Below are 23,051 nucleotides of genomic sequence, written 5' to 3' on the forward strand. Positions count from 1 at the left end.
CATGTCCCAGAATGCCAAAATCGTCATGGACGCGGTGCGCGCCGCCGACCATGACCGCTATCTGACCGCGCTCTACGCGCCCGACGACAAGCGCGACGCGCTGTTTTCGCTCTACGCCTTCAATGCCGAGATCGCAGGAATCCGCGATCGCATCCATGAAGCGCTGCCGGGCGAGGTGAGGCTGCAATGGTGGCGCGATGTCATTGCCGCTGGCGGAGAAGCGGGCGCCGGCCATCCCACAGCCGAAGCCTTGAACGCCACGATAGCGACGTTCGGCCTGCCGAAGCCGGCCTTCGAGAACATGCTCGATGCACGCATCTTCGACCTCTATGACGACCCGATGCCGTCGCGCACTGACCTGGAAGGCTATTGCGGCGAGACTGCTGCCGCGCTCATCCAGCTTGCGGCGATGGTGCTCGATCCCGTCGGGGCGCCGCGCTTTGCCGATCTGGCGGGCAGGGCAGGCTGTGCGCAGGCGATGACCGGCCTGTTGCTGCTGTTGCCGCTGCATCGCCAGCGCGGACAGTGTTTTGTCCCGGCCGATATTTTGGCGGCGGCGGGATCGTCGCCGGAAGAATTCATTGCTGGTGATGGCGGACCCGGCGCCAAACGCGCGGTGGCGGCGATGATGGCGCTGGCACGGGAACATCTTTCCGCCTTCGAGCAAGGCGCACCGACCTTGCCTGTCTCGCTGCGTCCGGCATTCCTGCCGCTCGCCCTGTCACGTGCCTATCTCGGCAAGATGGAGAATGGTTCGCCGCTCGAAGGCGTCGCGCGGCTGTCGGCCTTGCGCCGGCATTGGCTGCTGCTGCGTCGCGCGAGCAAGGGCTGGCCTGCGCTTTGACGTAAACGTCAATCATGTTAAGACGTCCCGCGCCAAACTGTTGCCTAAGACAACAGGCCGGCCCGGAGGAGATGAATTCGATAATGGCAGAGTGCTCGAACGGAACCGTTCGCAAGCCTTGCACGATGTCATCGCGCGATCGGCCGCCACGCGGTGCGTCGCCGATGCTCTGGCAGCGGCCTTCGATGCGTAAGGTTAACTTCAGCTCGACGTCAGGACTTCCACCGGCGTTGACGATATGTCTGAAAATGTCGGCCAGATCGGTCCTGGCACTTTCGCCGTATTCAACCTTAAGCCGCTGAATCATCGCTGCGGCTCAAATACTACGCGGCGAGCTCCCGAAGGTGGTCGCGAATCTCTTCTCCCGAATGGTTCGGCCTCGTGTCCTCGATCGACGCCTGTACCCGCGCCCTGATCGACGCCATGCGCTCGGCGTGCTCTTCCTCTTCACGCTGAAAGGCGCGAAGTGCGGCGCGGATGACCTCGCTCGCCGATCCGAAGGAGCCGTCTTCGACCTTCTCGCGGATCATGCGTGCCATGGCTGGCGTGACTGTGATAGACAGTTTTTCGGCGGGTTCCATGGATGCCTCTCAAGGTGTAAGGTAGGATACTATCCTACTTTACACCAGAGTTCCATCAGAACAGCAAACTACTCTGCAGCTTCGGCCGTTTCCGTTTGCGCCGCCAATCCCAGCCATTGCCGGCAATCGGCGCGTGCGCGCGATGTGATGGCGTGCCGCTTGGCAACAGTCTTGTCCTTGCCGCGCATGCGTTTGCCTTCGGTCTTCGGGGCCTCCACCGGCGGGAACAGGCCGAAATTGACGTTCATCGGCTGGAAAGAGCGCTTGCCCGGCTCATCGTCGGACACGATGTGCCCGCCGGTGATGTGGTTGAGCAGCGCGCCGAAGGCCGTGGTCAGCGGCGGCAGCGACGGTGCGTGGCCGAGCCGCTCGGCGGCGGCGAAGCGGCCGGCAAGCAGGCCGATCGCGGCACTTTCGACATAGCCTTCGCAGCCGGTGATCTGGCCGGCGAAACGCAGGCCGGGCCGCGACTTCAGTTGCAGCGAGGCGTCCAGCAAGGTCGGCGAGTTGATGTAGGTGTTGCGGTGCAGGCCGCCGAGGCGGGCGAAATCGGCGTTTTCGAGACCCGGTATGGTGCGGAACACGCGCACCTGCTCGGCATGTTTCAGCTTGGTCTGGAAACCGACCATGTTGTAGAGCGTGCCCAGCGCATTGTCCTGCCGCAGCTGGACGACGGCATAGGCTTTTACCGTCGGATTGTGCGCATTGGTCAGTCCCATCGGCTTCATCGGTCCGTAGCGCAGCGTCTCGACGCCGCGCTCGGCCATGATCTCGATCGGCAGGCAGCCGTCGAAATAGGGCGTGCCTTCCCATTGCTTGAATTCGGTTTTTTGGCCCTCCACAAGCGCCGCCACGAAGGCGAGATATTGCTCCTTGTCCATGGGGCAGTTGATGTAGTCCTTGCCGGTGCCGCCAGGTCCGACCTTGTCGTAGCGCGACTGGAACCAGCAGGTATCCATGTCGATCGTGTCGAAATGGACGATCGGCGCGATGGCGTCGAAGAAGGCGAGCGCATCGGCGCCGGTCGCTTCCGCGATCGACTGGGCAAGCCCGGGGGCGGTCAATGGGCCCGTGGCGACGATCGCCTGGTCCCAATCCGCCGGCGGCAGACCAGGCACTTCCTCGCGCTGGATGGTGATCAGCGGGTGTGCTTCGAGCTTTTTCGTCACTGCGTCGGCGAACCCGTCGCGATCGACGGCCAGCGCGCCGCCGGCCGGAACCTGGTTGGCGTCGCCGGCGCTCATGATCAACGAGCCGGCCAGCCGCATTTCGGCATGCAACAGGCCGACTGCGTTGTTGTCGGCATCGTCGGAGCGGAAGGAATTGGAACAGACGAGCTCGGCCAGGCTGTCGGTCTTGTGTGCATCGGTGCCGCGAACGGGCCGCATTTCATGCAGGATGACCGGAACGCCGGCCTGCGCTGCCTGCCAGGCGGCTTCGGAACCGGCGAGGCCGCCGCCGATGATATGGATGGGGTTTTTGCTCATGAGCGCCGGAATAATCGCTTGGTGCGGCGATTGCAATTGCCGTGCGCGGTGCGGGGCAAACAGCTGCTGATGGGAGCGCCTCCTGAAAACGACAACACCCGCCGGGGGAGGAGGTCCGGCGGGTGTCGTTTTTGGGGTCGACCCTCGGGAGGAGGTGAAGGCCGACCATATTCGTCATCGCCGGGGAGGAGGTCGGCTTTGACGAAAACTCTTTCGCCGTTTGAAAAGGGGCGAAACCTTTGGGGCAAAATTTGCCCCGGGGAAACAACGCCCGCCGCGGGAGGAGGTGCGGCGGGCGCCGTTTTTGTGGTCAACCCTTGGGAGGAGGTAAGGGGTGACCGTATTCGTCAAGGTCGGGGAGGAGGTCGACCCTGGCGAAATTCTGTCTAGATCGCCTGGCGGGCGATCATCTTGATTTCGTCGCGGACGATACCGAGATCATGCAGCTGGCGGTTGGAAAGGCGACCCAGCTCGGTAACCGTCTCGCGATAAACGCGCCAGTTACGATAATTGCGGATCAGGTTCATTGTCGTTCTCTTTTTCAAAACTGGTTCGGACCATTCGCGGTCCGAAGAATTAGACCGCCTTGCGAGCGACGTAAGGAATGTCGCTGCGGCTGATGCCGAGGTCGGTCAGTTCACGGTTGCTCAGGCGGCTCAGCTCGGACACGGTGTCCCTGTAGCGGCGCCAGTTGCGGTAGTTGCGGATCAGGTTCATCGTAGTTCTCGTTTCGTCTTTCTTGCGGATCATTCCGTTTGTGTACGAACTATAAATAGGCGGACCCATATCGATTTAAAAGCGCTATGGCTGCATGGCAGCAATGCAAATTGTGCAATGCAGCATTAACGGGCGTTCACGGACCTGACACAAAGAAACCCGAATCGGAAAATGTCGCCACGTCAACGATTTGACCGGATCGGCTGAAAAAAAGACCAAACTTGGGGGAGACGCAGCATGGCGGGGTATTCGTCGCGGGTCAGGGCGGATATCGCGCGTTGGCTGCAGGCCGGGCTGATTGACGCCGCCATTGCCGATTCGCTTTCGCGCGATGTCGAGGCCAACGAGCGCAAGTCGCTCAGCTTCGGCTCTATCCTGGCGATGATGGCTGCCGTGCTGTTCGGAGCCGCCATCCTGATTTTCGTCGCCGCCAACTGGGACGCGATCCCGCGGCTGGCGCGCGTGGCGGCATTGTTTGCCGTCATCCTTGGTGGCTATGTCGGCGGCGCGGTGCTGAAGGCCCGCGACCATGCGGCGATCGGCGAAGCGCTCTGGATCGTGGCGGCTGCGGCTTTCGGCGGCTCGATCGCGCTGATCGGCCAGATGTATCATCTCTCGGGCGACGAGGCCTCGGCTCTGGTCACCTGGGGCGCCGGCACGGCGCTGGCGGCGGTTGCGCTGCGTTCTAATCCGCTGACGGTCGCTTCGGTCGGCATCGCCGATGCCTGGCTGTTCCTGAAAGGCTTCGACTACTACAGCCGCAGCGAATTTCCGCATGCCTTCTTGATCATGGCGATCGTGCTGTTTGCCGTCTCGTTCTGGACCCGCAGCCAGGCGGCTCGCCACCTGATCATCCTGTCGGTTCTGTTCTATCTTGTGCTGCTGGTCACCAACCACGACACGCTGCAGGTGGCGATCCCGCTGGTCGTCGTCTCGGCGCTGCTGTTCGCGGCCTCGGTCTTCGCGCCGGATCCGGTCGACCGGGTCGTGCAGCTCGGCGGCCGCTTGCCCTTGCACGCACTGCTCGGCTTCCTCACCGGCCTCGCAATGATCCAGTTCGAACTCGCCGACGAGAGCACCTACAACAGCGGTTTTGCCTTCGCTTCGGTGATCGCGCTTGCAGGCATTGTCGCCGCAATCGTGCTGGCAGGGCGGGAAAGCCGTGGGCTGCGCTGGTTTGCCTATCTTGGCTTCGCCTTCGAACTCGCCATCATCTATGTGGTGACCTTGCAATCGATGCTCGATACGGCCGGCTTCTTCCTGGCCGCCGCGGTGCTGCTCGGCATCCTTGCGATCGTCATCATCCGCGTGGAAAAACGCATGAAGGGTCCAGATGCCAAAGGAGCCACGGCATGATCACCGGGAAAAGGCTTGTCATCTCGGCACTGGTGCTGGCGCTCGTTCAAATCGGCTTCCTGAGCTGGATCATCGCCGGCCGCGCGGCGATCCTGCGCAACGGCAAGGAAGTGCTGCTGAAGATCGAACCTGTCGATCCGCGCGACCTCCTGCGCGGCGACTATATTATCCTGGGCTACGATATTTCGCGCATACCGGTGAAAATGATCGCCAACATTCCGCCCGACAAATTTTCAAGCGAGGACACCTCAATTGTCGTGCGCCTGAAGAAGGGCTCCGACAGCTATTGGCAGCCGACGACAGCCTGGTTCGGCAAGGCACCGACGCCGGCCGCTGCCGACGAGGCCGATATATCAGGCCACGTCGCCGAGGGCTGGGACCTTCGCGGCGAAGAGGCGACCATCGCGCCGGACTACGGTGTCGAGCGCTTCTATCTGCCGGAAGGCGAGGGGATGGCAATCCAGAACGACATACGGGTGCGGCCGTTCGGCATCCGTCTTGCGCTCGCCGGCGACGGCACCGCGCAGATCAAGGCGCTGGTGGACGGCGACAAGACGCTGTTCGAGGAACCACTCTACTAAAGCCCCTTAATTCCAGCGGTGTGAAGCATGCCAGTTAGCCTGTCGACGCGTGAGGACATCAACCTCGACACTGTTTTCCGCGTCGCCTGGAAGAAGGACACGGTGGCGATCGGCGAGAAGGCGTTGCAGCGCATCGCCGAATGCCGCGCTTCGTTTCTCAGGCTGATTGAATCCGATCCGCCACCGGTCATCTATGGCGTCACCACCGCCATGGGAGAGCTGGCGAGCCGCAAGCTCGAACTCGACGAGCGTGATCGCCATGCGCGCATCAAGGCGTTTGCCGCCGCCACCTCGTTCGGCGATCCCTTGCCGGATCGCGTGGTCAGGGCGATCGTGCTTGCCCGGCTGACGAATTTCATCGAGGGCAACGCCGCCACAACGCCGCGCATCGCGCTTGCCGTGGCCGCTATGCTCGACGGTGGGCCGATGCCAACGGTGCCGGCCTCCGGCCAGGGCGGCGCCGGTGAGATCCTGGCGCTCTACCCCTTGTTTGCAGAACTTTCGACGCGCTTCGACCTTGAGGTCAAGGAACGCGGCTCGCTGATCAACGGCTCGCCTTGCGCTGCTGCTCTGGTGGCAGACGCAGCGCTCGCGGCGCGCCGCCGGATCCGCATGGCGCATCAGGTGTTCGCGCTGTCGATCGAGGCGTTTCGTGCCCCGCTCGAACACTATGACGCCGCCCTCGACACGCTCTGGGGCGATGAGCATGAGGCCGCGGCCCTGCAGGGTTTGCGGGAATTTCTGGTTGGCGCCGGCGATGGGCGACGCAATTATCAGGCGCCGGTCAGCTACCGCATCGTGCCGCGCGTCCTCGGCCAGGCGCATCGTGCGCTGTCGTCGACCGAGCAGGCAGCCACTGTGTCGCTGGCCTCTATATCGGACAATCCGGTCTACATCCCGCCCGACGATGCACATCCGCTCGGCCGCTGCATCTCGACCGGCGGCTATCACAACGCCATGGTGACGCCGGCACTGGATGATCTGGCGGCGATATGGGCCGACATCTGCCTGCTTTGTGATCGCCACGCCTCCAAGCTGCTCAACGGCAAGGTGTCGCTGCTGCCCGATCTGCTGATGACCGCACGTCACTCAGCCGACAGCGACGGCCACGGCAATGTCGGCTACGTGCCGATGGCGATCACCGGCTATCTTGAGCAGGCCAAGCTGGCCGCACAGCGCACCTTCATTCCAGGAACGGAATCGGCCGGCGCGGGGCAGGACGATGTCGCCACGACGGCGTTCTTCGCATGGACCAAGGAGGCAACCGCCGGCCGCTGCGTCGATGCCGCCATGGCGATGCTGGCGATGATCGCCTCGCAGGCGCTGCACGTCACCGAACGGACGCCGCCGCCAGCACTGCGCTCCTTCGTCGATCAAATCAGAGCTATCGTGCCGCCTGTCGGCGCCGATCGTGTGCTGGGGCCGGAACTTGCCAGGCTGGCGGAATGGTTCACACAGAAAGTGTTCGAGGCGTAGAGATGCCAACAAGCCGTGGCTGGTGAAATTGGTGCGCCTGAACGGATAAAATTCGAACCGGTCCTCCTTCGCCAAGGCTTCGGAGGACGCTCCTTCGCTCTTCGAGCTTCAGGTGGCCCGCCACCCGAAGCTCGAAGAGAGAAAGGTGGTGCGGACGACGGGAATCGAACCCGTACGATCAGAGATCGAGGGATTTTAAGTCCCTTGCGTCTACCAATTCCGCCACGTCCGCAGGCCAGCCCTTTTCAGACGCCTGACACAGGCCGTCAAGTCGTGTTGTTGAGCGTTCGCCGAACGTGCAAACAGACGGGGCGGCTTGATGATACTGGCGCGATCACGGAATTATCGGCGCGGCGGGTAATGGTAGGATGCCTGTGTGGTGGATTTGATCCGCCAAGGCCGGCGCCTCTCAGGCCCAACCCATTCCCCCCGCCCACTGGGAGCGTCGGCCACCCTTCCATGAAAGAGCCCTTTGAGTGGTTGCCTGGTCCGGCAGCGTCGCGATTGTGGCCCTGCTCAGAACTTGTAGCTCAAATTGATGCCTACCGTGTTGAGCTTCACGTTCTGATCGCGATCGTTGAAGGGTTCCGCTACGTCGTAGTGCTCGGAGCCGAAATCATAGTAGCGATACTGTGCGCCGACGACGAACTTGTCGGTCAACGCGTAGTCGACGCCGGCACCCACGGTCCAGCCGACATTCGTGCGCGTGCTGGCGAACGCCGGACCCGCGACTTGCGATGTTTCGATGCCGGCAAAGGCGACGCCGCCAATGCCGTAGACCAGCAGGCGATCCATGGCGTAGCCGGCCTTGGCGTTGACCGACCCGAACCACTTGATGTCGGTGCCGAATGTGCTTCCCAGGGCCGATATCGTCGTTCCGTCGATCGAGGAATAGTTGAGGTCTGCCTCGGCGCCCAGCACCGCCTGGTCGAATTGCCACAGTCCGGCGACATGGCCGCCGACAAAACCGCCGTCAACGTCAGGTGTGGCCGAAAACGGCTCGCCCTCTGTTCCTGATATGTCGGACCGACCCCAGCCATAGCCGGCTTGCATGCCGGCATAGTAGCCGGTCCAGTCGAAGCCGGGCGCGGTCATCGGAACATCGGCCGCTGGGTCGGCGGCGAAAGCCGGCACGACCAGAGCGGCAAGAAAACCGGCACTTGCGACCATCAGGCGATACATCGAACTCCCCGAAATGACGATTCAGAAAGATCCTCGCCAGAAGGATAACCGCATTCGCCGCAATCGCAATCCCCCTGTCGCCGCACAGAATCCTCTATTTGGCGTCGATGAAATCCAGCACAGCCTGGTTATATTCATCCGGCGCTTGCAGCATGGCGAAATGACTGGCGTTGGGCAGGATAATCAGCTTCGCGCCCGGGATGGCGGAGGCGATATATTCGGTGTGTTCGCGCTTGATCGCTTCGTCATGGTCGCCGGCAACGATCGCCGTCGGCGTGGTTATCGCAGCGAGCTGCTCCTTGGTCCACGCCGGCTCGGTCTCCCACATATGGCTCATCTGCGCCACGAAGGCGTCATACTGGTCCGGTGTTTTCGACATCTTCTTGTAGTCGCGGCCGGAGCGGTCGATGTAGGCGGCAAAGGTCTTGTTGGTCATCACGCCCGGATCGACGCCGTCGGTGGTTACGTTGGCGGCTTGCGCAAAGAGCCTTGTCAGCCGCTCCGGATGATGCAGTGCGATGTCGATACCGATAATTCCGCCATCGCTCCAGCCCACGAGCGCGGTCTTGTCGATCTTCAGGTAATCGAGCAGCGCCAGATAGTCCGACGCCATCAAGTCATAGCCATAGGGCTGCTCGGTGCGGGTGGAGCGGCCGTGACCACGGCTGTCGGCGACTATCACCTTGTGCGTCTTGGAAAACGTGGCCACCTGGCTGGCCCAGATGTCGGCGTGGCCGAGGCCGCCATGGATGAGCAGCACGGGGTCGCCCGCTCCGAAAACGGCGTAGTACATCTGGATGCCGTTCACCGGCGCATATCCGCTCTGATCGGGTTTGGGCATGGCCGCAGGCTCCGGCAAGGTCTGCCAACGTTCCTCGGCGGCGGCAAAAGCGCTCGAGGCGGCGAACAAGATGACGATGGCGAACACTTTGCAAAAACGGGTCATGTTTCCCCCTTACGGCTCGGTCCGTAGCCAGCATCGCGCTTTGGCCAGATTAGTCAACAAGCTCAGTCTGCCGCGGTGTGTTGGCCCGACGGCTCTGGCGGCGCCCGCCGACATTTGCGAGACTGGCAACAACCGAAGGAATCGCGAATGACGAAAGCAACGCCCGCAAAACCCAGACCGTGGACCGAGATGGCGACACATCTGGTCGATGTCGCCATGGGGCGCAAACCCGCTGACCTGGTCGTCCGCAACGGCCGTTGGGTGAACGTCCATTCGGGCGAGATCATCGCCGGCACCGACATCGCCATTGCCGGCGGTCGTTTCGCTTATTGCGGGCCGAACGCCAGCCATGCCATCGGCCAGGGCACCAAGGTGGTCGACGCCGGCGGGCGCTATCTGGTGCCCGGCCTCTGCGACGCGCATATGCATGTCGAGAGCGGCATGGTGACGGTGACCGAGTTCTGCCGGGCCGTTATTCCGCACGGCACCACCTCTATGTTCATCGACCCGCACGAGATCGCCAATGTGCTTGGCCTGCCGGGCGTGCGGCTGATGCATGACGAGGCCGTCGCCATGCCCATCAACGTGCATGTACAGATGCCGTCCTGCGTGCCCTCGGCGCCCGGGCTGGAGCATGCAGGCGCCGAGTTGACGGTCGCCGATGTCGCGGAGGCAATGAGCTGGGAAAACATCATCGGTCTTGGCGAAGTGATGAATTTCCCCGGCGTCGCCGCCAACGATCCTGTCATGTCGGGCGAGATCGCCGCGACGGTGAAAGCGGGGAAAACGGTCGGCGGCCACTATGCCTCGCGCGATCTCGGCCTGCCGTTCCATGGCTATGCCGCCGGCGGTCCCGAGGACGATCATGAGGGCACACGCGCCGAGGATGCCATCGCCCGTGTGCGCCAGGGCATGAAGGCGATGCTGCGGCTCGGCTCGGCCTGGTACGACGTCGCCTCGCAGATCAAGGCGGTGACGGAGAGCGGCATCGACCCGCGCAATTTCATCCTGTGCACCGACGACAGCCATTCCGGCACGCTGGTCCAGGAAGGCCATATGGACCGCGTGGTGCGCCACGCCATCCAACAGGGGTTGAAGCCGGTGACGGCGATCCAGATGGCGACGCTCAACACCGCCCAGCATTTCAGACTCGAGCGCGAGATCGGCTCGATCGCGCCGGGGCGGCTGGCCGACCTGCTGATCGTCTCGGATCTCGCCGCAATGACCATCGACGAGGTCTATGCACGCGGCGTCAGGCTGGCCAAGGGCGGCAAGCTCGAAATCGACATTCCGGCCTATGATTACCCGAAGACGGCGAAGAACACCGTCAAGCTCGGCAAGAAGCTGAAGGGCGGCGACTTCGATATCGTTGCTCCCAAAGGCGCCAACGAGGTGCGGGTGCGTGTCATCGGCGTCATCGAGAACCAGGCGCCGACGCGCGCGCTGGAGGCCGATCTGCCGGTCGAGGACGGGCTGGTCGCCATGGACCGCCGCAACGACATCTGCCAGATCGCGCTGGTCGAGCGCCACCGGGGCACGGGCGGCGTCACCAACGCCTTCGTTTCCGGCTTCGGCTATATGGGCGACTGCGCCATGGCGTCCAGCGTCGCGCATGACGCCCATCACATCATCTGCGTCGGCACCAACAAGCAGGACATGGCGCTGGCCGTCAATCGCTTGGGTGCGGTCGGCGGCGGCGTCGTGCTGTTCTCCAAGGGCAAGGAACTGGCGCTGGTCGAAATGCCGATCGCCGGGCTGATGTCGGACGAGCGGGCCGAGATCGTCGCGGCCAAGGCAGAGAAGCTCACCGAGGCGATGCGCAAGATGGGCTGTTCGCTGAACAACGCCTACATGCAGCACTCGCTGCTGGCGCTGGTCGTCATCCCCGAACTCAGGATTTCCGATGTCGGCCTGATCGACGTGACGACATTCCAGAAGGTCGATCTGTTCGTCTAGGATTGTTGATATTCAGGCCATGCCGGCCTGCAACTAGCGATTTTCTGCGCTTCCGGTGCTCACGTACTTAAGTACGCTCCGCTCCGGTTCTCGAAAACCACCACTTTCGGCTCGGCCTGACCCGAACTCAACAATCCTAGGGCCAATGTCGCCCGCTGGCTCACCCGCCGGTGGCGATGGTCAGCACCTTGAACGGCGTGGTGATGACGATTTCCGCGACCGACCCGACGGCCTTGCCGAGGCCCTGGCCGAGATTGTTGAGCTGAGTCGGGACGGGCTCGTCCGAGGCAAGGCCGGCAGGCGCCCGCAGCCGGTCGCCGAGCAGTTGCACCAGCATCGGGTTGTCGGCGAATTTGGCGTGGTTGAGGCGGTCGCCGCCCTTGGCCTGGGAAAGGTCGACCACCGACACGCCATAGCTGGCGAGGTCGGCCGCATCGCCGTAATCGCCGACGCGCGGCTTATCGCCCGAGATCAGGGAGGACAGCTTGAGAGCCCGGTCATCCGCCGAGAGCAGGATGGCGAATGGCTTGTCGGGTTTGCCGTAACGGATCATCTGTTTCTTGAACACGTCGACATCGATGTCGGGCGAGGCCAAGATGACGTAACCGAGTTTGTCGTCGAGATCGCGATCGCCGGTGATGGCAAGCTGGCGCAGAGCCTCCATGGTCACCCAGGTCCCCATCGAATGGGCGATGATGTCGATGCTCTTGACCTTGGTCTTGGCCAGCATCCTGAGCGTCGCCTCGAGGTCGTCGCGCGCTGCGTTGGCGCTTTCCTTGTCGTAGATGTAACCCGTGGTCTTGCCGCTCGATGCCCACGAGAACAGCACCGGCGTGCCGGGATATTTCGTGTCGTGGGCGATCTGCGTCAGCCGGTAGATGCCGTCATCGAAGCCGTTGTTGAAGCCGTGCACGAAAACCAGCGCACGGTCGCCGCGCATCGCGATGTCGGCGCCGACCGCCTTGGCGAATTGCGGCGCGCCTTCATAGAAGGTGACGTCCTTGGCGGTGAAATCCTTGGCCGGATTGCTGTTCGCGGATCCCTTGGCCCGCTCGATGGCGCCGACCTGATGGTTTTTCGGGACGGTGACGTCGACACGGGCAAAGCTGGTGGTCAGCGAGCGATCGCCGTCGAACACCTGTCGCGGGTCCTTGGTTGCCCTCTGGCGTGTCGTGGCGACGAAGATTTCATGCGTGGCCACGATGTCGGAAGCGGGCACCGTGACCGTCGTCTTGTTGAGCAGGTCGTGCGTTTTGCCGCCGGCGCAGCCGGTGACAGCGAGCGCCAATGCAACGACGAGATAACTCTTCGAACGCATGGTCATACGCCGGCTCCCGCAAAGGGGGACGTCAAACGCATGACGTCGCTGGCTATTCCGATAAGGCCGGAGACCGGCGCGGTCCAGTTCAAAGTGAATCGATACATCCGCAATGGTGAACAGGCACGGCGAAAACCGCGGGACCGCATCTATTGTCCAAGCAGGCTGATGCGGTCTGTCACGTCACGGTCGCTGGCAAAGCCGTCATCCTCGCGTAGCCGCTGGCCGATCATCTTCACCAGCGTCGGATTGTCGGCGAACTTCGTATGGTTGAAGCTGTCCGATCCCGTGACCTTGGACAGGTCGACGACCGTCACGCCATAGGAGGCGAGATCGGCGGCATCCTTGTAGTCGCCGACGCGCGGCCGGGATCCGGCGATCAGGCCGGAGAGCCGCAGCGCGCGGTCGTCGTCCGACAACAGCAGGATGAACGGCTTGTCGGGCTTGCCATAGCGCCGCATCTGGCTCTTGAACACGTCGACATCGATGTCGGGCGAGGCCAGCACCACGTCGCCGAGCTTGCCGCCGAGATCGCGGTCGCCGGTGATGGCCATCTGCCGCAGCGTTTCCATGGTGACCCAGGTCCCGAGCGAATGCGCGACGATGTCGATGCGCCGCGCGCCGGACTGCTCCAGCATCCTGAGCGTCACCTCCAATTGGTCGCGGGCGGCGCTGGCGCTTTCCTTGTCATAAACGTAGTCGGTGGTCCTTGCGCCCGATGCCCAGGAAAACAGCACTGGTGTGCCGGGATAGCCGGAATCGTGGACGATCTGGGTGAGGCGATAGACGGCGGCATCGAAGCCGGTGTTGTAGCCATGCACGAAGACCATGACGCGACCGCCACGCGCCGCGATGTCGGCGTTGAGCGCGCTGGAGAATTTCGGCTGCGTGTCGTAGCCGACGACCTCGGAAGCCATGAAATATTTGGCCGGGTCGTCCGACTTGCCGCGCGAGCGGCGCTCGATCTGGCCGGTCTTGTGAAGCCCCGGAACGGTGACGTTGACGCGGGCATAGTTCAGCGTCGCCGAGCGTTCGCCGTCGAAAACCTTGTTGGGATCGTCGGATTTCTTGCGCGTCGTGGCGATGAAGATCGAGTGATTGCCGGCGATCTCCGTCACCGGCGCGGACACCATGGCGCTGCCCAGCAATTCCTGTGTTTGCTGGCCGGCGCAGCCGGCGACGAACAAGGCCAGGAGAACGGCAAAAATCTTCTTCAAAGGCACGCCTGAATTTCCAACTCCGGCCGAAAGGCCTGTCTATTCTCACGATACCTCCCGGACAGGCAGAGTGCGGCAGAACTAAGTCATGTCCAGTCGAAATGTGATCGGCGCCCCGCTGCGGCCATCGCAGTGTTGCGCGAAAGCAAAAATGGCGGGAAACGGCTGCGTGATGCGTGCAATGAGCGGCGCCGTCGCCGGCTTTCCAATTCCCGCAGAGATAGCGAGTTCAAGCCGCCCGATACGAAGGGGCATTAGAATGCACCCACAAGTAGCTGAAAATATTCCGCAGAATTTCCGCTCGGAACGACGCACATGATGGACGATGGCGCCACGTAGCCGGATATGCAATAGGCTGGCTCGCGCCGCACCTTGTCCCGGCGCTCAACAACCGAACGTGCGCGACCCGATCAATGATAGAGGTCCGCGGACAGCGTGCAACACAAGGTGGCTTTCCCAAGGGTGGTTTCCGATGAACAGTTTCTCTTCCCGCGTTGCTGCCGCTGCCGCCGCGATCCGCCAGATCTTCCCTGAAACGCCGCTGCAGGAAAACGATTATCTGTCGAAAAAGACCGGTGCGCGGGTGCTGTTGAAGCGCGAGGATCTGTCGCCGGTCCGCTCTTACAAGATCCGCGGCGCCTTCAATTTCTTCCGCAAGACACTGGCGGCCGGCAACGAGGCTGAACTGTTCGTCTGCGCGTCCGCCGGCAACCACGCGCAGGGTTTTGCTTTCGTCTGCCGCCATTTCGGCAGGCGAGGCGTTGTGTTCATGCCGGTGACGACGCCGCAGCAGAAGATCGACAAGACCAAGCTGTTCGGCGGCGATTTCATCGAGATCAGGCTGGTCGGCGATTTCTTCGACGACTGCTATCGCGCGGCCCTGGAATTCACTGGCAGTTCCGGCGCCCATATGGTGCCGCCCTTCGATCACAAGGACATTATCGAGGGCCAGGCAACCGTCGCCTACGAGATCGCGGACCAGATGCCGGGCGCCCGCATGCCCGATATCGTCATGCTGCCGGTCGGCGGTGGCGGACTTGCCGCTGGCGTCACCCATTATTTCGCCGATCAGGGCAGGGAAGCACGCTTCGTCTTCTGCGAACCGGCAGGCGCGCCGAGCCTGCGCGAAAGCCTTGCGGCGGGAAAACGGCTCAAACTCGCCAAGGTCGACAATTTCGTCGATGGCGCCGCGGTGGCCGAGATCGGCCGCGAGCCGTTGCGTCATCTCAAGGATTTTCCGGCCGAAACGGTGCGGCTGATCCCGGAAAACCGGCTCTGCGCCACCATGATCGAAATGCTCAACGTCGAAGGCGTCGTGCTGGAGCCGGCCGGCGCGCTGGCGATCGATGCGCTCAAGGATTTCTCCAAGAAGGAGATCAGGGGCAAGACCATCGTTGCCGTGGTTTCGGGCGGCAATTTCGATTTCGAGCGGCTGCCGGACGTTAAGGAACGGGCGCTACGCTTCGAGGGGCTGAAGAAATACTTCATCATCCGCTTTCCGCAGCGGCCCGGCGCGCTGCGAGACTTCCTCGAACTGCTCGGGCCCGACGACGACATCGCCCGTTTCGAATATCTGAAGAAATCGGCGCGCAATTTCGGTTCGGTGCTGATCGGCATCGAAACCAAGGACCGCCGCAATTTCGATCTGCTCAAGGCGAAGTTCGAGGCCGAGGGCGTCCAGTATCAGGACATCACCGACAACGAGACATTGGCCGGTTTCATCATATGAGCGGCAAGGAGGCAGGAAAAATCTTCGTCGCGCTGTTTTCCGGCATCAATGTCGGCGGCAACCGCATCGTCAAATGGCGGAGCTGCGGTCGTTCTTCGAGGGTCTCGGCTTTTCCGATGTCGCCACCTACGTGCAGAGCGGCAATGCCGTGCTCCGGGCGAAGAAGGGCGACGCAGCGACACTGGCGAAACAGATCGAAGCAGCCTTCGAGAAGAAATGGGGTTTTTATTCGCGCATCATGGTGCGCGATCTTTCCTGGTTCGAGCGGCTGGTGAACGAAAACCCTTACCCGGAAGTTGCCGGGGAACATACCAAGCTGCATGCCTATGTGCTGGAGCGCGAGCCGACAGCGGACGAGGTGGCGCGACTGACCGAAAAGTGCACCGGCCCCGAACGCTTCGAGATCAAGGGCGATGTGCTCTACTTGCACGCGCCGGACGGGCTGGGCAAATCGGTGTTTGCCGGGCTGATCCCGCGCGTGCTGAAAGTGCCGGGCACCGCGCGCAACTGGCGCTCGGTGCAGGCGCTGCTGGAGATGGCCGCTCCGGCCGGTGGGAAGTAATTCGCCGCCTAAGCTGCCGGAGCGGGTTTCCAATCGAAGGTCAGTTCTTCGCGGAAAGCAAAGCGCTTGATGTGATCGGCGACAACGCCTTCCAGGCGCTCGATCGATCCTGCTTCGTCAGTCGACACCGTGATATGCAGTGTCGCCGCATCGGCATCCATGACGGTAGGGCCCATTGAAAGATCGATGGTGCCGTGGGTGGGATCGAACTCGACCGGGAATTTGTGCGCCCAGTGCTTGCACAGCTGCTGCAGGTAGCGGCTGGCATGTTCGGTGGCGACGTCGGCATGGCTGGTCGGCATGAATTCTCCTGGGCAAGCGCCGGTTGCATGGCTGGGCGCCGGCCCAAGCCTGGCGCCTCAGCCAGACAGATAGGCGCCGCCCCTGAAAAACCAAACGGTGCCGGTCCATCAGCCTGGTATTGTCCGCTCAAGACAGCGTGATCGGCTACCAGCTTCCGGTGTTCGCCATCGAAGCCCAGGGCTCCGCCTTGGCCTTGGCCGGGCCTTTCTGCAGAAGCTCGATCGAGATGCCGTCCGGCGACTTGACGAAAGCCATGTTGCCGTCGCGCGGCGGCCGGTTGATGATGACGCCATTGTCCATCAGATGCTGGCAGGTGGCGTAGATGTCGTCGACCTCATAAGCGAGGTGGCCGAAATTGCGTCCGCCCTTGTAGTCTTCCGGATCCCAATTGTAGGTCAGTTCGACCAGCGGTGCCTTGTCGGCGATGCCGCTTTGCTCGTCTTCGGAGGCCGCGAGGAAGATCAGCGTGAAGCGGCCTTGCTCGTTTTCGTAGCGGCGCACTTCCTTGAGGCCGAGCTTGTTGCAGTAGAAGTCGAGCGAGGCATCGACGTCGGTGACGCGGATCATGGTGTGCAGATAGCGCATGTGATTTCCTCGATAAATTGCGTTGCGGCGCAACATAGGGTCGGCCCTGTCAAAGGGCAATCGTGCGGCGGTGCGCAATGCCGGCAAAGAACAAATCCGGTATTGCCCAAATGAACCGTGAAAAAAGGCACGGCAGGTCTTGCACAGACCGGAAGCCGCAGTGTTAATCTGTTGGCAAGAATCAGTTGCGGTGTTCTTGAAAAAAGGGGGCATTCTTATGGGGGAAAAGGCCTCTTTGACGGGGCGGGACGGACCCCTCGGCGACGCCTTGCAGCGTGACGAAGGCGGCGATGCCGCGGACTTGCTTGAAATAGCCGGCGCCATCAAGTGGTTCGATGTGGCCAAGGGCTATGGTTTCATTTTGCCGGATGACGGCATTTCCGGCGATATCCTCCTCCATGTGACATGTCTTCGAAGGGATGGCTTTCAGACGGCCCTGGAGGGCGCACGCGTGGTCTGCCTCGTCAAACATGGCGACCGCGGATTGCAGGCCTTCCGGGTGCTCTCTATGGACGTCACCACCGCGGTCCACCCGGCCGAGATGCAGGAGCAGCGCACCCATGTCGCGGTGACGCCGGAGAGCGGTCTCGAACGCGCCCTGGTGAAATGGTTCAACCGCACCAAGGGGTTTGGTTTTCTCACCCGCGGCGAGGGCACCGAGGACATCTTCGTCCATATGGAGACCTTGCGCCGCTACGGTATCACCGAGCTCCGGCCCGGACAGGTCGTGCTGGTTCGTTTCGGGCGCGGCGACAAAGGCCTTATGGCCGCCGAAATTCACCCCGATATGGGGACCTTGCCGGTCTCGCACTAGGGCGTTTCCGGCCGAGGATCTCGAATGGCTTACAGGAACTGGCTGACCGCGGGCGCGATGTGCGCGATTGCCTTCATCGCCGCCGCCGGTGGTTATTTCTATTCCGAAAAGCCGACCTCGGCGGACAGCCGGGCGATGATCCTTCCGGCCGATCCGACGCCATTGGTCGTGGTGACGAAAGGCGGTGATCGCTCTTTTTCCATCGAAGTGGCCGACACCGCCGCGGAGCGCGAGGCCGGCTTGATGTACCGCCAGGACATGGCGGACGACCACGGCATGCTGTTCGTCTTCGAGGTCCAGCAGCAGGTCGGCTTCTGGATGCACAACACGCCAATGCCGCTTGATCTGATTTTCGTCGGCCAGGATGGCAAGATCCGGGCGGTCAAGCACGGCGAGCCGCAATCGGACGCCGTCATTTCGCCCGGCGTACCGGTTCGCTTCGTGCTCGAGCTCAAGGCCGGCACCGCCGCCAGGAACGGCATCGAGTATGGCGACCTGTTGCGCCATCCGGCCGTGGGCACGGTATCCGGCCCCGGCATGCCACCAGCCGACAATGGCGATTCGCCAAATGACGGTGGCGGTTGAGCACACAGGCGGGATCGCAGATGCAGTCTTTCACCCATGACGGCTTCGAGCTTGCCTTCCTCGACCGCCAGCCGGCATCGGGCGAGGGCGATCCGGTGCTGATGATCCATGGCTTCGCCTCGAGCCATTATGTCAACTGGGTGTCGCCCGGCTGGTTCAAGACGCTGAACGATGCCGGTTACCGCGCTATCGCCTTCGACAATCGCGGCCACGGCTCGTCGTCGAAGAGCTATGAGGAGGCCGACTACACGCCGGTCAAGATGGCTTCCGATGCCGCTGCCTTGCTCGGCCATCTCGGCATCGAGCGCGCCCATGTCATGGGTTATTCGATGGGCGCTCGCATCGCGGCGTTCATGGCGCTGTCCGATCCGGACAAGGTGGCGACGCTGGTCTTCGGCGGTCTCGGCATCGGCATGGTCGACGGTGTCGGCGATTGGGATCCGATCGCCGCCGCCCTGCTTGCCGATGATCCGGCCGCCACCAGCCATCCGCGCGGCCGGTCGTTTCGCGCCTTCGCCGACCAGACCCGCAGCGATCGCCGGGCCTTGGCCGCTTGCATCGCCAAATCGCGCGAATTGCTGAGCGAGCAGGATATCGCCCGCATCGCCCAGCCGACGCTGGTCGCTGTCGGAACGACCGACGACATTGGCGGCTCGCCCGATGAGCTTGCAGCGTTGATGCCGAACGCCAGGGCCTTTCACATCGAGGGCCGCGACCATATGCTGGCCGTCGGGGACAAGACCTTCAAGCAGCGCGTGCTGGAGTTCTATGCCGAGAATCCGCTCTGAGCGGACGGCGATGCATCAGGCGGATTTGATGCTTGTGCTCAGTCCGGCGCTCTCGCTGCTTGAACCGACTTCGCCATCACGCACAGCAGCTCGAACATCATCGTCGCGCCGGCAAGAGCCGTCATTCCGCCCAAGTCGAAAGGCGGCGCCACCTCGACGACGTCGGCACCGACAATGGTCAATCCGTCGAGCAGGCGGACCATTTCCTGGGCCTCGCGGGTGGTGAAGCCGCCTAGCTCGGGCGTTCCGGTCCCAGGCGCCATCGACGGGTCGATGCAGTCGATGTCGAAGGTCACATAGATGGGCGTATCGCCGACGATGCCGCGCGCCTCTTCCATGACGCTGGCCGCGCCCCGCCTGACGAACTCCTCCATGTAGATGATGCGAATGCCCTGGGCGACCGCCCAGTCATGTTCGCCGGGTTCGTATATCGAGCCGCGGATGCCGATCTGGACGATGCGCTTGGGATCGAGCAACCCCTCTTCGATGGCGCGGCGGAATGGCGTGCCATGCGTATAGGGATTGTCACCGAAATAACGGTCGTTGGTGTCTGAATGCGCGTCGAAATGGATCATGCCGACGGGCGCCTTGCGGGCCACGGCGCGCAGCACCGGCAACGTCGTCAGATGATCGCCGCCCGCTGCAAGCGGAATGGCGCCCACTGCCATGATCGCCGCGATGCCGTCCTCGATGCGCTTCAGCCCGTCCAGCAGGTTGATCGGATTGACCGAGAGATCGCCGACATCGGCGACGTTGGCGATGCTGAACGGCTCGGTCCCCGAGACGTGATGGGCACGCCGCATCAGGCTCGACTGGTTGCGGATTTCGCGCGGACCATGCCGCGCACCGGCGCGATTGGTGGTGCCACCGTCCCACGGTATGCCGACGAGCGCGATGTCGAGCCCCTCCGCGCTTGCCACGGCCGGCAGTCTCATGAAGGTCGAAAGTCCGGCGAAGCGAGGAACGGCGGAAGCGTCGATCGGCTGGAAGAAATTGCTGCTCATGGTGTCGGCACCTCAGAAGAATTCACGTTTGACGATTTCCGCAATGCGGGTCTCGCAGTCGTCGAGCAGCCACCGGCCCTTTTCGGCTGATGAGCCCTCGGTCAGCGACAGCACGCCGGATGGCGGCACTTCCTCGGCCGGCTTGGGATAGCGATCATATGGCCTGAACTGCGCCGGGCCGTCATGCAGTGCCTTGCCGAGATCGACGAACTCGGGACGCAGCGCCAGCATCATCGAGGTCTCGATGACGCTCGCATGTTCCAGCTCGATGCCGGGATAACCATCGGGGAACACTTTCGCCAGCGTCTCTGTGCGCACCATTTCCCAATGATCGATGCGCAGGATCGTCAGATCCGCCGCACGCTCGCGGCCGATGGCGTCGAGCGCCAGTTCGATGCCTTCGATCGACGGGCCGATGTTCTCGTAGTGGCCGTTGAGGACGACGATGCGCCGGACCTTCTGGCGATAGAGATCGCAGATCACATCCTTGACCAGCAGCGAAAACGTATGCGCCGTGATGTTGATCGTGCCGGGGAAGGCCGGGCCGCCGCCTGTTCTCGGCTGCGAGCGGTTGCCGTAAGCGATGGTCGGCGCGACGAGGCCGCCGACCTGCTTCGCCACTGTCTCGGCGATGGCGGTGGGAAGCACGACATCGACATTCATCGCCATGTGGTGGCCATGCTGTTCGGTCGAGCCGAGCGGCAGGAAGATAGGCGCGCCGGCGGCGATCCTCTTCTCGGCTTCGGGCCATGGCAGTTCAGCGAGGAAAACTCGGTCTTTCATGATCATCCCATTTCAAAGCATCGCCGCGCCACCATTGGCGCCCAGGCATTGTCCGGTGAAGAAGGTGGCGCCGGGGCCGGCAAGGAAGACCACCGCGGAGGCGATCTCATCCGGGCGGCCGATCCGCCCCAGCGGGTGTGTTGTTTCAAGCGCGCGCTGGCTCTCGCTCAGCGCCTCGAAACCGAGAAGCGGCGTGTCTGTCGGCCCCGGCGCCACGGCGTTGACCAGGATGCGAGGCGCAAGCTCGCGCGCCCAGGAGCGGGTCAGGCCGAGCAATGCCGCCTTGGTCGCGCAATAGACCGAGACGCTCGCCCGGCCGAGATAGGCGAGCTCGGAGGCGATGTTGATGATGCGGCCGCCATCGGGAAGGTGCGGCAGGACTTCCCGTGCCACGATGATGGCGCCGCGCACATTGACGGCGAACATGCGGTCGACATGGTCGAGCGAAATCGCCTCAAGCGCTGCTTCCTGGAGGATGCCGGCATTGTTGACCAGAATGTCGTAGCCGCCGATCCGTTGCGCGCCCTGCCTGACCGCGGCAATGATGTCGGCCTCATTGGCAAGGTCGCAGGCAAGGATCGGGATATCGCCTTCAGATGCCTTGAGATCGAAGCCGAGAACCATGGCTCCGGCGTCCCGTAAGGCGAGCGCGGTCGCGCGGCCGATGCCGCTGGCCGCACCGGTGACCAGCGCGCGTTTTCCGTGCAATGGAGTTACCAAGGCACTTCTCCCCTGTCGACGCCGAGCGACTGCCCGGTGATGTTGGCCGCGAGATCCGACGCCAGGAACAGGTAGGTGCCGGCCATGTCGGCCGGCTCCATCAGGCCGGGCAGGGCTTGCGCGCCGACGATGTCTTCGAGCAGTGCTGCTTCACTGACGCCGCCTTGCTCGGCCATGCGGCCAAGCGAGCGCATCGATGCTTCCGTGCGGACCCATCCCGGACAGACCGCATTGACGCGGATGCCCCTCGATCCAAGTTCCTTGGCCCAGGTTTTCGTCAGCCCGATGATGGCGTGCTTGGATGCGACATAGGCGCCGAACCGCGCTTCGGCGACGCGGCCCCAGATCGATGCGGTGTTGATGATCGAAGCGCCGGCCTGCATGCGCGGCAAGGCGCGCGCGGTGACAAGCGCCGTGCCGATGACGTTGATCTCGATGATGCGCCGGAAGGCGGCTTCGGCCTCGTCGCTGCTGTCAGTGATCGGCGTCATCAGCTCGAGGCCGGCATTGTTGATGAGCACGTCGATCCGGGAGATCGGTTCGAGGGCCGCGCCGACCGCCTCGCGGTCGGCGATGTCGGCCTCCGTGCCTGTGGCGCCCAAGTCGTGGGCCCGTTCGTGCACGGCCGCGTCGTTGGCAATGAGGTGCAGGCTGGCGCCGGCCTGGGCGAAGCCCTTGGCGATGCCGAGCCCGATGCCTCGGCTCGCTCCGGTGATCACGACCGTCTTTCCGGAAAAGGAGAGGCTCATACGACCACTCCGGTTTCGTTGCGGATCAGATGCAGGACCTTGTTGCGCAGCTCGAAGAATTTCTGGGTTTCGCGAATCTCCAGCGGCCGGTCCGGGCCAAGCTCTGCCGCCACGTCGATATCGGCGACGATCGAGGCTGGACGGCGCGAGAACAGGATGATCCGGTCGGCGAGAAATACGGCTTCTTCGACGTCGTGGGTGACGAAGATGATGGTCTTTTCCTCGCGGATCTGGATCTGCCGCAGCTCGACCTGAAGCCGCTCGCGCGTCAGCGCGTCGAGCGCGCCGAAGGGCTCGTCCATCAACAGCACGTCCGAACCCGCGGCGAGCGTGCGGGCTATGGCCACGCGCTGGCGCATGCCTCCCGAGATACGGTTTGGATAGGAGTCGGCAAAGTCTGCGAGCCCGAACAGCTTGAGATAGTGGCTGATACGCTCGGCTCTTTCGGTGGCACCGAGGTCCTTCCTGTAGCGCATACCGAAGGCGATGTTGTTTTTGACCGTCAGCCAGGGAAACGACGAATAGGACTGGAACACCATGCCGCGCCGACGGTCCGGCCTGACGACCTTTTCCCCACCGAGCAGGATCGAGCCCGAACTCGGTTCGTCGAGGCCGCCGACCATGCGCATCAGGGTGGTCTTGCCGCAGCCCGAGGGGCCGAGGAAGACGACCAGCGAATTGCGGTCGAGGCCAAGGCTGGTGTTTCGCACGACATCGACGGGGCCAAAGGACTTGGCCGTGTCGACGAATTGAACATATCCGGTCATG

The 23,051-nt window shown here is 63.0% G+C and carries 24 protein-coding genes, 1 tRNA gene and 2 pseudogenes; 10 read left to right on the forward strand and 17 right to left on the reverse strand.

Annotated elements, in window-relative coordinates; all coding sequences use genetic code 11:
• Position 1: 1 nt before the first annotated feature.
• Positions 2-844 (forward strand): phytoene/squalene synthase family protein, encoded by an 843-nt coding sequence (locus AC0L2U_RS02480; protein WP_164873839.1) that lies wholly within the window; start codon positions 2-4, stop codon positions 842-844.
• A gap of 106 nt (positions 845-950) precedes the next feature.
• Here the strand turns inward: AC0L2U_RS02480 and AC0L2U_RS02485 are convergent.
• The 5 genes and pseudogenes from AC0L2U_RS02485 to AC0L2U_RS02505 form a co-directional block, all read right to left on the reverse strand.
• Positions 951-1,151: pseudogene (locus tag AC0L2U_RS02485) on the reverse strand (type II toxin-antitoxin system RelE/ParE family toxin); the annotation flags it as partial.
• A 16-nt stretch (positions 1,152-1,167) separates the two neighbouring features.
• Positions 1,168-1,425: a type II toxin-antitoxin system ParD family antitoxin gene (locus AC0L2U_RS02490; protein ID WP_128289439.1), complete on the reverse strand. Its 258-nt coding sequence runs from the start codon at positions 1,423-1,425 to the stop codon at positions 1,168-1,170.
• Between the two features lie 68 nt (positions 1,426-1,493).
• On the reverse strand, positions 1,494-2,912 hold the full coding sequence (gene trmFO / locus AC0L2U_RS02495; RefSeq protein WP_473601353.1) for a methylenetetrahydrofolate--tRNA-(uracil(54)-C(5))-methyltransferase (FADH(2)-oxidizing) TrmFO: 1,419 nt from the start codon (positions 2,910-2,912) through the stop codon (positions 1,494-1,496).
• Between the two features lie 386 nt (positions 2,913-3,298).
• The gene (locus AC0L2U_RS02500) at positions 3,299-3,439 is read right to left on the reverse strand and encodes a DUF1127 domain-containing protein (RefSeq protein WP_127323233.1); all 141 of its coding nucleotides are present in this window, start codon (positions 3,437-3,439) and stop codon (positions 3,299-3,301) included.
• A 49-nt stretch (positions 3,440-3,488) separates the two neighbouring features.
• Positions 3,489-3,629, reverse strand: coding sequence for a DUF1127 domain-containing protein (locus tag AC0L2U_RS02505; RefSeq protein ID WP_013531315.1), 141 nt, complete (start codon positions 3,627-3,629; stop codon positions 3,489-3,491).
• Positions 3,630-3,866: 237 nt separating this feature from the next.
• Here AC0L2U_RS02505 and AC0L2U_RS02510 point away from each other — a divergent pair, with 237 nt between their 5' ends.
• From AC0L2U_RS02510 to AC0L2U_RS02520, 3 genes are read left to right on the forward strand one after another with little or no spacing between them, the layout of a single operon-like run.
• A complete protein-coding gene (locus AC0L2U_RS02510; RefSeq protein ID WP_473601354.1) occupies positions 3,867-4,985 on the forward strand; it encodes a DUF2157 domain-containing protein in 1,119 nt (372 codons plus the stop codon).
• Positions 4,982-5,566, forward strand: coding sequence for a GDYXXLXY domain-containing protein (locus AC0L2U_RS02515; protein WP_473601355.1), 585 nt, complete (start codon positions 4,982-4,984; stop codon positions 5,564-5,566). The genes AC0L2U_RS02510 and AC0L2U_RS02515 overlap by 4 nt, the downstream gene beginning before the upstream one ends.
• A 27-nt stretch (positions 5,567-5,593) precedes the next feature.
• On the forward strand, positions 5,594-7,042 hold the full coding sequence (locus AC0L2U_RS02520) for an aromatic amino acid lyase (RefSeq protein WP_128289438.1): 1,449 nt from the start codon (positions 5,594-5,596) through the stop codon (positions 7,040-7,042).
• Positions 7,043-7,188: 146 nt separating this feature from the next.
• Here AC0L2U_RS02520 and AC0L2U_RS02525 read toward each other — a convergent pair.
• The 3 genes from AC0L2U_RS02525 to AC0L2U_RS02535 form a co-directional block, all read right to left on the reverse strand.
• Positions 7,189-7,274: transfer RNA gene (locus AC0L2U_RS02525), tRNA-Leu, on the reverse strand.
• Positions 7,275-7,558: 284 nt separating this feature from the next.
• Positions 7,559-8,224 (reverse strand): outer membrane protein, encoded by a 666-nt coding sequence (locus AC0L2U_RS02530; RefSeq protein ID WP_128290002.1) that lies wholly within the window; start codon positions 8,222-8,224, stop codon positions 7,559-7,561.
• Positions 8,225-8,318: 94 nt separating this feature from the next.
• The gene (locus AC0L2U_RS02535; protein WP_127810271.1) at positions 8,319-9,170 is read right to left on the reverse strand and encodes an alpha/beta fold hydrolase; all 852 of its coding nucleotides are present in this window, start codon (positions 9,168-9,170) and stop codon (positions 8,319-8,321) included.
• Positions 9,171-9,317: 147 nt separating this feature from the next.
• On the opposite strand from AC0L2U_RS02535, the gene ade reads away from it, so the two are divergent.
• Entirely contained in the window at positions 9,318-11,126 is a 1,809-nt protein-coding gene (ade, locus tag AC0L2U_RS02540; protein WP_127397165.1) for an adenine deaminase, read from the forward strand.
• Positions 11,127-11,286: 160 nt separating this feature from the next.
• On the opposite strand, the gene AC0L2U_RS02545 is transcribed toward ade, so the two are convergent.
• Positions 11,287-12,450, reverse strand: coding sequence for an alpha/beta hydrolase (locus AC0L2U_RS02545; protein WP_128290003.1), 1,164 nt, complete (start codon positions 12,448-12,450; stop codon positions 11,287-11,289).
• 143 nt (positions 12,451-12,593) lie between these two features.
• Positions 12,594-13,667, reverse strand: coding sequence for an alpha/beta hydrolase (locus AC0L2U_RS02550; RefSeq protein WP_473601356.1), 1,074 nt, complete (start codon positions 13,665-13,667; stop codon positions 12,594-12,596).
• 466 nt (positions 13,668-14,133) lie between these two features.
• On the opposite strand from AC0L2U_RS02550, the gene ilvA reads away from it, so the two are divergent.
• Positions 14,134-15,390, forward strand: a complete 1,257-nt coding sequence (ilvA, locus tag AC0L2U_RS02555) for a threonine ammonia-lyase IlvA (RefSeq protein ID WP_128290005.1) — start codon at positions 14,134-14,136, stop codon at positions 15,388-15,390.
• A pseudogene (locus AC0L2U_RS02560) lies at positions 15,387-15,952 on the forward strand (DUF1697 domain-containing protein). Before ilvA ends, AC0L2U_RS02560 begins: the two are co-directional and overlap by 4 nt.
• An 8-nt stretch (positions 15,953-15,960) precedes the next feature.
• On the opposite strand, the gene AC0L2U_RS02565 reads toward AC0L2U_RS02560, so the two are convergent.
• Together AC0L2U_RS02565 and gloA are read right to left on the reverse strand one after the other, a co-directional pair.
• Positions 15,961-16,254, reverse strand: coding sequence for a DUF2218 domain-containing protein (locus AC0L2U_RS02565; protein WP_128290007.1), 294 nt, complete (start codon positions 16,252-16,254; stop codon positions 15,961-15,963).
• Positions 16,255-16,399: 145 nt separating this feature from the next.
• On the reverse strand, positions 16,400-16,840 hold the full coding sequence (gene gloA, locus AC0L2U_RS02570) for a lactoylglutathione lyase (protein WP_127332092.1): 441 nt from the start codon (positions 16,838-16,840) through the stop codon (positions 16,400-16,402).
• A gap of 217 nt (positions 16,841-17,057) precedes the next feature.
• Between gloA and AC0L2U_RS02575 the strand changes: the two genes are divergently transcribed.
• From AC0L2U_RS02575 to AC0L2U_RS02585, 3 genes are read left to right on the forward strand one after another with little or no spacing between them, the layout of a single operon-like run.
• Positions 17,058-17,654, forward strand: a complete 597-nt coding sequence (locus AC0L2U_RS02575; protein WP_032901396.1) for a cold-shock protein — start codon at positions 17,058-17,060, stop codon at positions 17,652-17,654.
• Positions 17,655-17,678: 24 nt separating this feature from the next.
• Positions 17,679-18,239 (forward strand): DUF192 domain-containing protein, encoded by a 561-nt coding sequence (locus AC0L2U_RS02580; RefSeq protein ID WP_292660523.1) that lies wholly within the window; start codon positions 17,679-17,681, stop codon positions 18,237-18,239.
• Between the two features lie 20 nt (positions 18,240-18,259).
• Positions 18,260-19,027 carry an alpha/beta fold hydrolase gene (locus AC0L2U_RS02585; protein WP_473601357.1) on the forward strand — a complete coding sequence of 256 codons (768 nt, stop codon included), beginning with the start codon at positions 18,260-18,262 and terminating at the stop codon, positions 19,025-19,027.
• A 38-nt stretch (positions 19,028-19,065) separates the two neighbouring features.
• On the opposite strand, the gene speB is transcribed toward AC0L2U_RS02585, so the two are convergent.
• The 5 genes from speB to AC0L2U_RS02610 are packed head-to-tail and all read right to left on the reverse strand — an operon-like array spanning position 19,066 to position 23,050.
• Positions 19,066-20,031: an agmatinase gene (speB, locus tag AC0L2U_RS02590; RefSeq protein WP_473601358.1), complete on the reverse strand. Its 966-nt coding sequence runs from the start codon at positions 20,029-20,031 to the stop codon at positions 19,066-19,068.
• Between the two features lie 12 nt (positions 20,032-20,043).
• On the reverse strand, positions 20,044-20,814 hold the full coding sequence (locus tag AC0L2U_RS02595) for a creatininase (RefSeq protein WP_127396855.1): 771 nt from the start codon (positions 20,812-20,814) through the stop codon (positions 20,044-20,046).
• A 12-nt stretch (positions 20,815-20,826) separates the two neighbouring features.
• Positions 20,827-21,534 (reverse strand): SDR family NAD(P)-dependent oxidoreductase, encoded by a 708-nt coding sequence (locus AC0L2U_RS02600; protein ID WP_473601359.1) that lies wholly within the window; start codon positions 21,532-21,534, stop codon positions 20,827-20,829.
• Entirely contained in the window at positions 21,528-22,283 is a 756-nt protein-coding gene (locus AC0L2U_RS02605; RefSeq protein ID WP_256746165.1) for an SDR family NAD(P)-dependent oxidoreductase, read from the reverse strand. Before AC0L2U_RS02605 ends, AC0L2U_RS02600 begins: the two co-directional genes overlap by 7 nt.
• Positions 22,280-23,050: an ABC transporter ATP-binding protein gene (locus tag AC0L2U_RS02610; protein ID WP_127396858.1), complete on the reverse strand. Its 771-nt coding sequence runs from the start codon at positions 23,048-23,050 to the stop codon at positions 22,280-22,282. Before AC0L2U_RS02610 ends, AC0L2U_RS02605 begins: the two co-directional genes overlap by 4 nt.
• Between the last annotated feature and the right edge of the window lies 1 nt (position 23,051).

It is taken from the genome of Mesorhizobium sp. WSM4808 (assembly GCF_055811675.1).

Coding starts and splice junctions, on each gene's coding strand:
- AC0L2U_RS02545 (WP_128290003.1), bottom strand. CDS start 12,450: ATGACCATGCGTTCGAAGAGTTATCTCGTCGTTGCATTGGCGCTCGCT.
- trmFO (WP_473601353.1), bottom strand. CDS start 2,912: ATGAGCAAAAACCCCATCCATATCATCGGCGGCGGCCTCGCCGGTTCC.
- AC0L2U_RS02490 (WP_128289439.1), bottom strand. CDS start 1,425: ATGGAACCCGCCGAAAAACTGTCTATCACAGTCACGCCAGCCATGGCA.
- speB (WP_473601358.1), bottom strand. CDS start 20,031: ATGAGCAGCAATTTCTTCCAGCCGATCGACGCTTCCGCCGTTCCTCGC.
- AC0L2U_RS02610 (WP_127396858.1), bottom strand. CDS start 23,050: ATGACCGGATATGTTCAATTCGTCGACACGGCCAAGTCCTTTGGCCCC.
- AC0L2U_RS02565 (WP_128290007.1), bottom strand. CDS start 16,254: ATGCCGACCAGCCATGCCGACGTCGCCACCGAACATGCCAGCCGCTAC.
- AC0L2U_RS02605 (WP_256746165.1), bottom strand. CDS start 22,283: ATGAGCCTCTCCTTTTCCGGAAAGACGGTCGTGATCACCGGAGCGAGC.
- AC0L2U_RS02580 (WP_292660523.1), top strand. CDS start 17,679: ATGGCTTACAGGAACTGGCTGACCGCGGGCGCGATGTGCGCGATTGCC.
- AC0L2U_RS02595 (WP_127396855.1), bottom strand. CDS start 20,814: ATGAAAGACCGAGTTTTCCTCGCTGAACTGCCATGGCCCGAAGCCGAG.
- gloA (WP_127332092.1), bottom strand. CDS start 16,840: ATGCGCTATCTGCACACCATGATCCGCGTCACCGACGTCGATGCCTCG.
- AC0L2U_RS02535 (WP_127810271.1), bottom strand. CDS start 9,170: ATGACCCGTTTTTGCAAAGTGTTCGCCATCGTCATCTTGTTCGCCGCC.
- AC0L2U_RS02515 (WP_473601355.1), top strand. CDS start 4,982: ATGATCACCGGGAAAAGGCTTGTCATCTCGGCACTGGTGCTGGCGCTC.
- ade (WP_127397165.1), top strand. CDS start 9,318: ATGACGAAAGCAACGCCCGCAAAACCCAGACCGTGGACCGAGATGGCG.
- AC0L2U_RS02530 (WP_128290002.1), bottom strand. CDS start 8,224: ATGTATCGCCTGATGGTCGCAAGTGCCGGTTTTCTTGCCGCTCTGGTC.
- AC0L2U_RS02500 (WP_127323233.1), bottom strand. CDS start 3,439: ATGAACCTGATCCGCAATTATCGTAACTGGCGCGTTTATCGCGAGACG.
- AC0L2U_RS02505 (WP_013531315.1), bottom strand. CDS start 3,629: ATGAACCTGATCCGCAACTACCGCAACTGGCGCCGCTACAGGGACACC.
- AC0L2U_RS02575 (WP_032901396.1), top strand. CDS start 17,058: ATGGGGGAAAAGGCCTCTTTGACGGGGCGGGACGGACCCCTCGGCGAC.
- ilvA (WP_128290005.1), top strand. CDS start 14,134: ATGAACAGTTTCTCTTCCCGCGTTGCTGCCGCTGCCGCCGCGATCCGC.
- AC0L2U_RS02520 (WP_128289438.1), top strand. CDS start 5,594: ATGCCAGTTAGCCTGTCGACGCGTGAGGACATCAACCTCGACACTGTT.
- AC0L2U_RS02585 (WP_473601357.1), top strand. CDS start 18,260: ATGCAGTCTTTCACCCATGACGGCTTCGAGCTTGCCTTCCTCGACCGC.
- AC0L2U_RS02510 (WP_473601354.1), top strand. CDS start 3,867: ATGGCGGGGTATTCGTCGCGGGTCAGGGCGGATATCGCGCGTTGGCTG.
- AC0L2U_RS02480 (WP_164873839.1), top strand. CDS start 2: ATGTCCCAGAATGCCAAAATCGTCATGGACGCGGTGCGCGCCGCCGAC.